At 70.3% G+C, this 11973-nt stretch carries 12 protein-coding genes and 1 pseudogene; 5 read left to right on the forward strand and 8 right to left on the reverse strand.

Annotated elements, in window-relative coordinates; translation table 11 throughout:
- From EEJ42_RS40110 to EEJ42_RS40120, 3 genes are all read left to right on the forward strand, one after another.
- A partial coding sequence (locus tag EEJ42_RS40110) for an ABC transporter permease (protein ID WP_148082192.1) occupies positions 1-883 on the forward strand: 883 nt, incomplete at its 5' end.
- A gap of 2 nt (positions 884-885) precedes the next feature.
- A complete protein-coding gene (locus EEJ42_RS40115; protein WP_123107079.1) occupies positions 886-1932 on the forward strand; it encodes an ABC transporter ATP-binding protein in 1047 nt (348 codons plus the stop codon).
- Positions 1871-2944: an ABC transporter ATP-binding protein gene (locus EEJ42_RS40120; protein ID WP_184503495.1), complete on the forward strand. Its 1074-nt coding sequence runs from the start codon at positions 1871-1873 to the stop codon at positions 2942-2944. The genes EEJ42_RS40115 and EEJ42_RS40120 overlap by 62 nt, the downstream gene beginning before the upstream one ends.
- 24 nt (positions 2945-2968) lie before the next feature.
- On the opposite strand, the gene EEJ42_RS40125 is transcribed toward EEJ42_RS40120, so the two are convergent.
- Positions 2969-3490 carry a hypothetical protein gene (locus EEJ42_RS40125; RefSeq protein ID WP_148082193.1) on the reverse strand — a complete coding sequence of 174 codons (522 nt, stop codon included), beginning with the start codon at positions 3488-3490 and terminating at the stop codon, positions 2969-2971.
- On the opposite strand from EEJ42_RS40125, the gene EEJ42_RS40130 reads away from it, so the two are divergent.
- A complete protein-coding gene (locus EEJ42_RS40130) occupies positions 3489-4280 on the forward strand; it encodes a GNAT family N-acetyltransferase (RefSeq protein ID WP_123107082.1) in 792 nt (263 codons plus the stop codon). The genes EEJ42_RS40125 and EEJ42_RS40130 overlap by 2 nt on opposite strands.
- Here EEJ42_RS40130 and EEJ42_RS40135 read toward each other — a convergent pair whose 3' ends face one another.
- The 7 genes from EEJ42_RS40135 to EEJ42_RS40165 form a co-directional block, all read right to left on the reverse strand.
- Positions 4281-4700 carry an SRPBCC family protein gene (locus tag EEJ42_RS40135; protein WP_123107083.1) on the reverse strand — a complete coding sequence of 140 codons (420 nt, stop codon included), beginning with the start codon at positions 4698-4700 and terminating at the stop codon, positions 4281-4283.
- Positions 4697-5011, reverse strand: a complete 315-nt coding sequence (locus EEJ42_RS40140; RefSeq protein ID WP_123107089.1) for an ArsR/SmtB family transcription factor — start codon at positions 5009-5011, stop codon at positions 4697-4699. Before EEJ42_RS40140 ends, EEJ42_RS40135 begins: the two co-directional genes overlap by 4 nt.
- 59 nt (positions 5012-5070) lie before the next feature.
- Complete coding sequence (locus tag EEJ42_RS40145; RefSeq protein ID WP_123107084.1) at positions 5071-6168, reverse strand: ABC transporter ATP-binding protein; 1098 nt, start codon at positions 6166-6168, stop codon at positions 5071-5073.
- A gap of 11 nt (positions 6169-6179) precedes the next feature.
- Complete coding sequence (locus tag EEJ42_RS40150; protein ID WP_123107085.1) at positions 6180-7223, reverse strand: ABC transporter ATP-binding protein; 1044 nt, start codon at positions 7221-7223, stop codon at positions 6180-6182.
- Positions 7224-7236: 13 nt separating this feature from the next.
- Positions 7237-8214 (reverse strand): ABC transporter permease, encoded by a 978-nt coding sequence (locus EEJ42_RS40155; RefSeq protein ID WP_123107086.1) that lies wholly within the window; start codon positions 8212-8214, stop codon positions 7237-7239.
- 107 nt (positions 8215-8321) lie between these two features.
- Entirely contained in the window at positions 8322-10109 is a 1788-nt protein-coding gene (locus tag EEJ42_RS40160) for an ABC transporter substrate-binding protein (protein ID WP_123107087.1), read from the reverse strand.
- 54 nt (positions 10110-10163) lie between these two features.
- Complete coding sequence (locus EEJ42_RS40165) at positions 10164-11177, reverse strand: ABC transporter permease (RefSeq protein ID WP_123107088.1); 1014 nt, start codon at positions 11175-11177, stop codon at positions 10164-10166.
- 374 nt (positions 11178-11551) lie between these two features.
- Here EEJ42_RS40165 and EEJ42_RS40170 point away from each other — a divergent pair.
- Positions 11552-11973 (forward strand): annotated as a pseudogene (locus EEJ42_RS40170) (hypothetical protein); the annotation flags it as partial.

Consider the following 11973-nt stretch of genomic DNA (forward strand, 5'->3'; position numbering starts at 1 on the left):
CGCCGCGCGCCCGGCCCCCGGCGGCGGCCCGGCGCCCGGGTCGCGGGGGCTGTGGTCCGACGCCTGGCACGATCTGCGCCGCAACCCCGTCTTCGTGGTCTCCGCGCTGGTCATCCTCTTCCTCGTCACCATCGCGGTCTGGCCGCAGCTGATCGCGGACGGCAACCCGTACCAGGGCGACCTGGCCAAGGCGCAGGACGGCCCGGCCCCCGGCCACCCGTTCGGCTTCGACCTCCAGGGCCGTGACGTCTACACCCGCACCGTCTACGGCGCCCGCGCCTCCATCACCGTCGGCATCTGCGCCACCGCGGGTGCGGCCCTGCTCGGCAGCGTGCTGGGCGGCCTCGCCGGATTCTTCGGCGGCTGGTGGGATTCCCTGCTCTCGCGGATCGCCGACGTCTTCTTCGGCATCCCGATCCTGCTCGGCGGGCTGGTGTTCCTGTCGGTGGTCACCAGCGGTTCGGTGTGGCCGGTGGTCGGCTTCATCGTGCTGCTGGGCTGGCCGCAGATCTCCCGTATCGCCCGCGGCTCGGTCGTCACCGTCAAACAGCAGGACTACGTGCTCGCGGCGCGCACCCTCGGGGCGAGCAACGGCCGGATGCTGCTGCGGCACATCGCGCCCAACGCCGTCGCCCCCGTCATCGTCGTCGCGACCATCGCGCTCGGCACGTACATCGCGCTGGAGGCGACCCTGTCGTTCCTCGGCGTGGGGCTGAAACCGCCCACCGTCTCCTGGGGCATCGACATCTCGTCCGCGTCCACCCAGATCCGCAACGCCCCGCACATGCTGCTGTGGCCCGCGGCGGCACTCAGCATCACCGTGCTTGCGTTCATCATGCTCGGCGACGCGGTGCGCGACGCCCTCGACCCGAAGCTGCGTTAGCCGTGGCCCGCCTGCTGGACGTACGGGACCTGCGCGTCGCCTTCCGCACCCGGGACGGCGTCGCCGAGGCCGTCGGCGGGGTGAGCTACGCCGTCGACGCGGGGCGGACACTGGCCGTGCTGGGCGAGTCGGGGTCGGGGAAGTCCGTGACCGCCCAGGCGATCATGGGCATCCTCGACTCCCCGCCCGCCTTCGTCACCGGCGGCAAGGTCTTCTTCCAGGGGCGCGACCTGCTGACCCTGAGCGGCGAGGAGCGCCGCCGGATCCGCGGCGCCAAGATGTCGATGATCTTCCAGGACGCGCTGTCCGCCCTCAACCCGGTGATCCCGGTGGGCGCCCAGCTCGCCGAGATGTACCAGGTGCACCGCGGCATGTCGCGCAAGGACGCCCGGGCGCGGGCCGTCGAGCTGATGGACCGGGTCCGCATCCCGGCCGCGGCGGCGCGGGCCGGGGACTATCCGCACCAGTTCTCGGGCGGCATGCGCCAGCGCATCATGATCGCGATGGCGATCGCGCTGGAGCCGGAGCTGATCATCGCCGACGAGCCGACCACCGCGCTCGACGTCACCGTCCAGGCCCAGGTCATGGATCTGCTGGCGGAGTTGCGCCGCGAGTACGCCATGGGGCTCATCCTCATCACCCACGACCTGGGCGTGGTCGCCGACGTCGCCGACACCATCGCCGTGATGTACGCGGGCCGGATCGTGGAGACCGCGCCGGTGCGCGAGCTGTACCGGCGCCCCGCCCATCCGTACACCCGCGGGCTGCTCGACTCCATCCCGCGCGTGGACCAGCGCGGCGGCGAGCTGTACGCGATCAAGGGGCTGCCGCCCAGCCCGCTCGCCCTCCCCGCGGGCTGCCCCTTCAACCCCCGCTGTCCGCGCGCCCGCGAGGTCTGCCGCACCGACCGGCCGCCGCTGTACGAGGTGACCGATGCCGGGGCCCGAGGGCGGGCCAGCGCCTGCCACTTCTGGAAGGAGGAGCTGCATGGCCTCGACCCCCTCGACCCCCTCGGCACCGCCGGTACCGTCGGCCCCCTCGGCGGCTGACCCCGCCCCGCCCGTCCTCGAAGTACGCGACCTCGCCAAGCTCTACCCGCTGACCCGGGGCGCCCTGGTCAAGCGGCAGACCGGCGCGGTCCGGGCGGTCGACACGGTCTCCTTCGACCTGCGGCGCGGCGAGACGCTCGGCGTCGTCGGCGAGTCCGGCTGCGGCAAGTCCACCCTCGCCCGGCTGCTGGTCGGCCTGGAGCGGCCGACCGCCGGTTCGATCCGCTACCGGGGCGAGGACATCGCGCGGCTGTCCGGGCGCGCCCTGCGCGCCGTCCACCGCAACATCCAGATGGTCTTCCAGGACCCGTACACCTCGCTCAACCCCCGGATGACGGTGGGCGACATCGTCGGCGAGCCGTACGAGATCCACCCCGAGGCCGCCCCCAAGGGCGACCGCCGCCGCGCGGTCCAGGAGCTGCTGGACGTCGTCGGCCTCAACCCCGAGCACATCAACCGCTATCCGCACCAGTTCTCCGGCGGCCAGCGCCAGCGCATCGGCATCGCCCGCGGGCTGGCCCTGCGCCCCGAGGTCATCGTCGCGGACGAGCCGGTGTCGGCGCTCGACGTCTCGGTGCAGGCCCAGGTGGTCAACCTGCTGGAACGCCTCCAGGACGAATTCGGCCTCGCCTACGTCTTCATCGCCCACGACCTGTCGGTGGTCCGGCACATCAGCGACCGGGTCGCCGTGATGTACCTGGGCCGCTTCGCGGAGACCGGCACCGGCCCCGAGATCTACGACCACCCGACCCACCCGTACACCCAGGCCCTGCTGTCCGCCGTCCCGGTCCCCGACCCGGAGGCGCGGGAGGGGCGGACCCGCATCCTCCTCCCCGGCGACGTCCCCTCCCCGGCCGACCCGCCCACCGGCTGCCGCTTCCGCACCCGCTGCTGGCGGGCCGAGGCCCGCTGCGCGGCGGAGGCCCCGGCCCTGGCGGTGCCGACGGCCCTGACGGGCGGGGCCGCGCACCCGTCGGCGTGCCACTTCGCGGAGGAGCGTGCCGCCGTATGACCTCAAGCGCGCCGCCGTCTGACCTCAGAAGAGGTCGAGGAGCCCGATGTCCGCGTCGGGCGCGTCCGGTGATCCGCTGCCCCTCCGCTCGTCGAGCCGGTACAGCGGGTGAGCGACGAGCTGCACATCGGGGGCGAACGCCTGCACGGCGGTGGCGAGTCGTGCGTGGTCGACCTTCCAGAAGGCAATGACGCGGTTGTTCCTGACGACCTCGTACTCGATGTGCGGCGCGACGCTCGCGGTGAGGCCCGGCGAGATCTTCTCGTCGGGGCCGGGAAGGTGCGGCACGCCCGGACGGAGCTTCAGGCCGATGCGCCGGATCCGCTTCTCCATGAACTTCTTCGTGGTCCACAGGACGAGCGCCTCGATGTCCCTCCACGGCACGGTGACGCTGAACTTGTGGTACCGGATTGGGGGGCCGCCCAAGAAGACGCCTTGCTCATCGGCCCGGAAGGCCACCAGCCGTTTCCAGCCGACGCCCGAGAAGAGCTGCCAAGGTGTGCGGGTGTAGTACTCCTGATAGACCGGAGGCGGAAAAGCAGCCATGGCACGACCCTATGATCTTCAGCGCGCCGTCGACTTCCGGCTCCTCTTCGCGCGGCGCCAGTCCGCGGAGGTCAGGCCGGTGCCGGGCGGCTTTCTGGTGCGGCACGACCAGTACGCGCGCTCGCACGAGCACAACGAGATCCACATCGACGGGCCCGTCGAGCCGACGGAGCTCCCGGCCGTCGCGGACGAGGCGATGGCGGAGTTCCCGCATCGGCGGATCACCGTTCACGACGACCGGCTCGGGCTCGCGTGTGCGCCCGCGCTGACCCTGGCGGGGTACGAGCACGGGGTTGAGCTGGTGATGACGCACACCGGACCGGTGGCGGCGGTCGCGGGGCGCGGGCAGGTCGTGGAGATGGACCTGGGGCCCGATCCGTACGGGCCGCTGTGGCGGGCGTTGGCGAACCAGCAGCGGCTGTGGATGCCCGACGCCGACGAGGAAACGGTGCGTCAGATGGTGGGGCGGCGGGCCGCCCGGCGGAACGGGGCCGAGGACGTGCGGTTCCTGGCCGTGCACGACGAGGACGGCGAGGTCGCGTCCTGGGCCGACCTCTACATGGAGCCCGCCGACGGCATCGCCCAGATCGAGGAGGTGGCCACGGCCGAGCACGCGCGGCGCCGCGGGTACGCCGACGCCGTGCTGTCCGGCGCCCTCCAGCGCGCGTCGGAGGCGGGGTGCGCCCTGCGGTTCCTGGTGGCCGACGGTGAGGACTGGCCGCGCCACTGGTACGCCCGCCGCGGCTTCACCACCGTGGGCCGCGCCCACGTCTTCTCGCGCTTCCGCTGACTAGCGCTGGGCGGCGGTGAGGGCCGATTCGATGTTTCCGAGGACGCCGGGCCAGCCGCCGCCCATGCCGTCGAGCGCGGTCCTGCCGAGCGGGGAGTCGAGGTCGAAGCCGGAGTGTTCGAGGAAGAGGCGGGTGCCGGTGCCCTCGGGCTCCAGCCGCCAGGTGATTGTGGTGTCCAGGGTGCCGGACGCGAAGCTGTAGCGCAGCAGGCGCTCGGGCTCGACGTCCAGCACCTCGCACGGCTGCTGCCCCCACTTCCCCATGTCCAGGGTGAAGCGATGGCCCACCACCGGCCGTACGTCCCCGGCGGCCCACCAGCGCGCGTGCAGCTCGGGCTCGGTCAGGGCCTTCCAGACCGTGGCGGGCGGATGGGCGATGAACTGGTCGCAGTGGATGGCGGCCGGGTCGTCGGTGGTCATGGGTTCTCCTCGTCGATCAGATCGCGCAGCGCCCCCATGCGGGCGCGCCAGTAGTGCTCGAAGGGATGGAGCCACTCGCCCACTTCCGCGAGCGGCGCCGCTTCCAGGTGGTAGTAGCGATGCCGCCCCCGTGGCTCCTCGCGCACCAGCCGGGCGTTCTTGAGCACCGCGAGGTGTTCGGAGACCGCGGGTCTGCTGAGCTCGAACTCACCCGCCAGGTCGCCCGCCGAGCGCGGCCCGGCCTGGAGGACCTCCAGCAGCTTGCGCCGTACGGGATTGGCCAGGGCGCTGAACACATCGACTGCCGCCATGACCGTCACTATGCGTCGGGACTTTCCGACGTGTCAAGGTTTCCCGACACGTTCCCGGTTCAGTCCTTGCCCGAACGGTCGGCCGCGGTCAGCGCCGGGTCGAGGACGATGTCCTCGGCGCGGGCCTCGGTGGTGGGGGCCTCGGGGAAGTGGCAGGCGGACAGGTGGCCCTCGCGGTTGCCCTCGATGCGCAGCAGCGGCGGCTCCTGCTGGGCGCAGAGGTCCTGGGCCTTCCAGCAGCGGGTGCGGAAGCGGCAGCCGGAGGGCGGGGCGATGGGGGAGGGGACGTCGCCGGCGAGGCGGATGCGTTCGCGGTGGGCGGCGGGGGAGTCGTCGTCCATCACCACGGCCGCGTCCGGGACGGCGGACAGCAGGGCGTGGGTGTACGGGTGGCGGGGGCGGCGGTAGATGGAGTCGCGGTCGCCGACCTCGACGATCTTCCCGAGGTACATGACCGCGACGCGCTGCGAGAAGTGCCGTACGACGGCGAGGTCATGGGCGATGAAGAGGAACGCGATGCCCAGCTCGCGCTGGAGTTGCCGGAGCAGGTTGACGACCTGGGCCTGGATCGAGACGTCGAGTGCCGAGACCGGCTCGTCGGCGACGATCAGCCGGGGTTCGAGGGCGAGGGCGCGGGCGACCCCGATGCGCTGGCGCTGGCCGCCGGAGAACTCGTGCGGGAAGCGGTTGTAGTGCTCGGGGTTGAGGCCGACGGTCTCCAGCAGTTCGCGCACCCGGGCCTCGCGGCCGCCGGGCGGGCGGATGTCGTTGATCTCCATGGGCCCGGAGATGATGGTGCCGACGGTCTGCCGGGGGTTCAGCGAGGAGTACGGATCCTGGAAGATCATCTGGATCTCGGAGCGGACCGGCGCCAGCTGTTTGCGGTCCGCGTGGGTGATGTCCCGGCCCCGGTAGGTGATGCGCCCGGCGGTGGGCTCCAGCAGCCGGGTCAGCAGCCGCCCGGTGGTGGACTTGCCGCAGCCGGACTCGCCGACCAGCCCGAAGCTCGTCCCCGCGTGCACGGTCAGGTCGATGCCGTCGACGGCCTGGACGGCGCCCACCTTCCGCCGGAAGGGGAAGCCGCCCATGATCGGGAAGTGCTTGGTCAGCTTCTCGGCGACCAGCAGGGGTTCGGGGGTGCCCGACTCGATGCTCATGAAGGCGCTCCTTAGCCCAGCCGGGGCTTGATCTGCTCGGTGAAGAGGGTCTGCGTCCGCTCGGTGCCCAGGTGGCAGGCGGCGCCCCGGCCGTCCGGGAGTGCGGGCCGTATCTCCCCGCAGCGCTCGCCGTCGACCTCCGCCGTGTAGCCGCACCGGGGGTGGAACGGGCAGCCGGGGGGCGGGGCGAGGAGGCTCGGCGGGGTGCCGGGGATGGGGCTGAGCGGTTCGTCGACCGCGGAGGACAGCCGGGGCATGGAGCCCAGCAGCCCCCAGGTGTACGGATGCCGGGGCGCCCGCAGCACCTCGCGGACCGTGCCGCGCTCGACGGCCCGGCCCGCGTACATCACCAGCAGGTCGTCGGCGGTGTTGGCGACCACGCCCAGATCGTGGGTGATCAGGATGATCGCGGAGCCGAACTCCTGCTGGAGCTCCTTGAGGAGGTCCAGGATCTGCGCCTGGACGGTGACGTCGAGGGCGGTGGTCGGCTCGTCGGCGATCAGCAGATCGGGGTCGCAGACCAGCGCCATGGCGATCATGGCGCGCTGCCGCATCCCGCCGGAGAACTGGTGCGGATAGTCGTCCACCCGCAGTCGCGGGTTGGGGATGCCGACCTTCTCCAGCATCTCGATGGCGCGCAGCCGGGCGTCCCGCTTGGAGGCGCCGGTGTGCTTGCGGTACGGCTCGGCGATCTGGCGGCCGACGGTGTAGTACGGCGAGAGGGCGGTCAGCGGATCCTGGAAGATCATCGCCATGGTGTTGCCGCGCAGCCGCTCCAGGGTGCGTTCGGGCGCGCCGGTCAGCTCCTGCCCGTCGAGGTGGATCTCGCCGGTGACCGTGGTGGTGCGCGGGTCGTGGAGGCCGAGCACGGTGAGGTTGGTGACGGACTTGCCGGAGCCGGACTCGCCGACGATGCCGAGCGTCCGGCCGCGTTCGAGGTCGAAGGAGAGGCCGTCCACGGCCTTGACGGTGCCGTCCTCGGTGGCGAAGCGGACGTGCAGGTCGGTCACGGACAGGAAGGGTGTGGTCACTTCGGTGGTCGCGTCGGTGGTCACTGCGGGCGTCCTTCTAGGCGAGGCGTACGCGCGGGTCGATGACGGCGTAGGCGGCGTCGACCAGGATGGTGAACGCCACGATGGCCGCGGCGCTGACCAGCATCACGCCCATCAGCATCGGCAGATCGGTCAGCTGGACGGACTCCACGGCGAGCCGTCCGATGCCGTGCAGGGTGAAGGTGTACTCGGTGACCATCGCCCCGCCGAAGAGCGAGCCGAGGTCGATGCCGAAGATGGTGACGATGGGGGCGATGGCGCCGCGCCAGGCGTAGCGGAAGAACACCGTCCGGCTGGACAGACCCTTGGCCCTGGCCGTGCGGACGTGGTCCTCCTGGAGCTGCTCGACCATCTGGGAGCGGGTCATGCGGCTGTAGTTGGCCATGAAGATCAGCGAAAGCACCAGCCAGGGCAGCAGCATGCCGCTGAACCACTTCGCCGGGTTGTCGGTGAAGGGGTAGTAGGCGGGCTGCTCCATGATCCCCAGCCCGCTGACGAACCAGGCCAGGCACAGCACGCCGACGAAGTAGATCTGTAGGGACGCGCCCAGCAGCGACAGCGAGCTGAAGAACTTGTCGATCCAGGTGCCGCGCCGCCAGGCCGCGACCATCCCGATGCCGATCCCGCAGACCAGGAACACCGCGGCGCCGCCCAGGGCGAGCGAGAGGGTGGTCGGGAAGCGGTCGACGATGGTGCCCCACACCGGCTCCTGGCTGACGAAGGAGTAGCCGAAGCAGGGCGCGGAGCAGTGCCCGACCGCGAAGTCGCGCCCGGCGACGATCCCGGCCATGAACTTCACGTACTGCACCGGCACCGGCTCGTCCAGGCCGAGGTTCTTGTTGATGATCGCGAGCGAGGCGGGGTCGCAGCTCTTGCCGCAGGCGAGCCGGGCGGGCTCGGCGGGCAGGGCGAAGAAGAGGAAGAAGGTGATCGCGCTGATCAGCAGGAGGATCACGATCGCGCCGAGGGAGCGGCGGGCGAGGAATCTCAACATGGCGTCATGGATCTTCCGGTCGGGGCGGGTACCGGCCGCGCCGCGGGCGCCGGATCGAACGGGCGCGGGCGGCGCGGCCGGGCTCCTGATCGAGCTGGGACCAGCGGCTACTTGATGAAGACGGCCGTCGGGTCCACGGCCCCGTAGACCGGGTTCCACTTCGTCCCGTCGATGCCGGAGCCCCAGAGGGTGAACAGCCGGTTGTAGAAGGTCGGGACCGCCGGTATCTGGTCGGTGAGGACCTTCTCGCCGAGCTTCATCCACTCCGTGGTGGCCCGGTCGAGGTCGCCGACCTCGGCGACCCGGTCGATCTCCTTGTCGACCCCCGGGACGTTCAGATGGCTGTAGTTCGCCGAGCCGTTGTAGACGTTCTTTCCGCCGTACACCGGAGGAACGACAGTCGAGGCGGAGGGCCAGTCGGCGGCCCAGGAGGACCGGTAGAGGTCGTACTTGTTGTCCACCTTCCCGATCTGGGTGTAGTAGGTGGTCTGGTCGATCTCCTTCTTCTGGACCGTGAACCCGGCCCGCTCCAGGGCCTGCTGGACGACGACCGAGGCGTCCTGGTGGGTGTCGCCGTTGCCGTACGCGTAGACCAGCTCGTAGCCCTCCTCACCCGCCTCCTTCAGCAGCTCCTTGGCCTTCTTGGCGTTGCCGCCGGGGTACTTCTTCTTCTGGAACGGGTCGAAGTCGGGGTTGTAGCCCTTGAGCGTCGGGCCGACCAGACCGCCCGCGATCTCACCGCCCTTGGGGCCGCCGAACTGCTGGAGGTACTGACCGCTGGGGAAGGCCCAGGCGATCGCCTCGCGCACCTTCTTGTTCTTGACCCGGTCCGTATTGATCGAGACGACGTCCACATAGGGCTGGGTCTCGGTCATCGACCGGGCCATCGCGTCCTTGTTCTTGAGGACCGCCGAGATCTGTGAGGGGTCGACCGCGTTGGTCCAGGTCATGCCGTTCTTGTCGGCGCCCTTGTCGGCCACCAGGCGGCGGGTGGAGTCCACCCACTGATGCCCGAAGGAGACATCGAAGGCATTCACGTACTGATGGCGTATCGGATCGGTCTTGGGGTCCCACTGATCGTTCTTGACGAACTGGATGCCCTTGCCCGGCTTAAAGTTCTTGATCTTGTACGGGCCGCTGGCCACCGGCGCCTTGTCGTACTTCTCCTTGGTGTCCTTGCCCGGCGGCACCGCGCCGATGTTGGGCATGGCCACGGCGAACGGCACCTCGGCCCGCGGCTGGTCGAAGTGGAAGACGACCGTCTTCGCGTCCGGCGTGTCCAGCACCGTCTTCGGCAGGTGCTTGCCCTTGTACGGGCCGTCCGGCAGCGCCTTGCGGTACTTCTGGCCCTCGCCCGAGAGCCACTGCTGGAGGTACGTCGGACCGTTGGTCTGATACGGGGCGTAGAGCCGCTCCACGGCGTGCCGGACCTCCTTGGAGGTGATCGGCGTGCCGTCCTCGAACTTCAGCCCGTCCTTGAGCGTGTACGTCCACGTCCGGCCGCCGTCGGAGGACTTCCCGGTGTCGGTCGCCAGATCGCCGACCAGCTTGACCTTCCCGGTCTTGTCGTCGATCCGGTAGTTCGTCAGCGTCCGGTTGTAGAGGGTCTGCATGATCAGCTCATCGCTGATATAGATCTGGCCAGGATCCAGGTGCTCGAACGCGTCACGCTGGAGCACCGAGACCGTGCCGCCCTTCTTCGCGCCCGGCAGCTCCTTGGCGGGCCCGGTGGAGTCGGCGGCGCTGCCCAGGGTGATCCCCTGTGCCGTCATCTTCGGTTCACTGGACTGCTTCGGGGCCGAGCCGCCCCCGCTGCTGCACGCCGAGAGCGCCAGCGCCCCCGCGGTCAGGGCGACGGCGTAACTGCGTGCTCTGCGCCTGCTGTTCAACGTCATGGTGGTCGATGCACCTGCCTCGTTGGAGCTCGTCGGACGGAAGGGTGGTGCTGGTCAACGCGTGGTCTTCGGGTCCATGGCGTCCCGGACCGAGTCCCCGAGCAGGTTGAAGGCGACGACGAAGATCACCATGGCGATGCCGGGGAAGAACATGTAGGTGATGTCGCCCTCGTAGAAGTTGGCGCCCTTGGCGAACATCCGGCCCCAGTCGGGGGTCGGCTCGACCACCCCGACGCCGAGGAACGACAGGGCCGCCTCCGTCGTCACGAAGTTGGGCAGCATCAGGGTCGACTGCACCAGGATCGGCGTGCCCAAGTTGGGCAGCAGCTCCTTGCGGACGATCCGCCACGGCGAGGCCCCCGTCACCTTCGCGGCCTCGACGAACTCGCGCTCCCGCAGCGACAGCACCTGACCGCGCAGCAGCCGGGCCAGCTGCATCCAGCCCAGCAGCCACAACACCATGACCAGGGCCGTCACCCGGAAATAGGTGGGGGTCTCCTTCTGCGGGCTGACGAACAGCGCGGTGACCACCGGCATGAAGGCGACGAAGAACAGCTGCTGCGGAAAGGACAGCAGCAGATCGATCAGCCGCCCCAGGAAGTAGTCCGTGCGTCCGCCCATATAGCCCGCGACGACGCCGATGACGATGCCGGTCAGCGTGGACAGCAGCGTCGCGGCCAGCCCGATCAGCAGCGAGGTGCGGATGCCGTACACCAGCTGCGTCAGCACGTCCCGGCCGAGCTTGGGCTCGATGCCGAACCAGAACTCGCCGTCGATGCCGCCGTTGGGCTTCATCGGATAGCCGGTGAGCGGATCCAGCAGCTCCGGTCGGTCGAGGCCGTACGTCGTGTACGGGTCCTTGCCGTACAGCGAGGAGATCACCGGGGCCAGCACGGCCACGGCGAAGAAGAACAGCACGACACAGGCGGAGATCACGCCCGTCCGGTCACGCTTGAAGCGCCGCCACATCAGCTGGCGCGGCGCTAAGCCCTCGGGCTGCCCGCCCGGTCCGCCCTCCCCGGCCGGTGCCGTCTTCCCGGCCACGGTGAGCTGGGATGGAGTCGTCATCGCGTAGCGCCCCCCATGGTGATCCGCCCCGTCGCACAAACCGTCAACTCGGTGTATCTACCCGCGTTGTGGCGGGTTGAGCGGACTGTCGCAACGTATTCACAGCCGGGTCAAGGGGCGGGCAAGAGCGGATGTGCCCGGCTTCGGAGTCTTGAGCGAACATTTTGCAGATCGAGGTCAGGACGTGCTTGACAGTGATCGCCGCCGTCCGGCCGCCATCCGGTTGGTCACGATCCGCGCACTTCTTCGTACTTCTTCGGGTGGTGACGGTTGCCCGGGGTGCGGGGTGGGGGAAACCTACGGCTATGGGGCAGGGACGGATACTCACACGCGGAGCGCGTGTTTTCGGCGCACTCGTCTGCGCGGTGCTCGGAATGATCTCACTGGCGTGGATCGTCCGGGACCTGGACAAGGCGGACAAGGCGAGCCATCTGTGGTGGACATGGTCCGGAATGCCGTTCCGGGCCTCGGGGAGCCTCTTCGGCTCCTCCCTCTTCGATCTGGTCCTGCTCGCGCTCTGCGTCGCCGCCGGGATCGCCGCGCTGCGCTCACCGGCCGCCGCGGGGGCGCTCGGTGCCGTCGCGGCCGTCACCGTCGTGCTGCGGCTGCCGAGCCTGTGGAACCTGAACGCGGACTGGATGCAGGGCATCCCCGACGACCTCAAGACCCGGGCCAATCTGACCGCCTGGGCCGGGGTGGTGCTCGGGGTGCTGCTGCTGGCCACCGTCGCCGCGGCCCGGCGGCCCGCCGACGGGTACGCCGCCGAGCCCGCCGACCAGCCGCCCGCGCGGCCGAC

Origin of the sequence: Streptomyces botrytidirepellens (assembly GCF_003721215.1) — a bacterium.
In the GTDB taxonomy this organism is placed as follows: Bacteria; Actinomycetota; Actinomycetes; order Streptomycetales; family Streptomycetaceae; genus Streptomyces; species Streptomyces himastatinicus.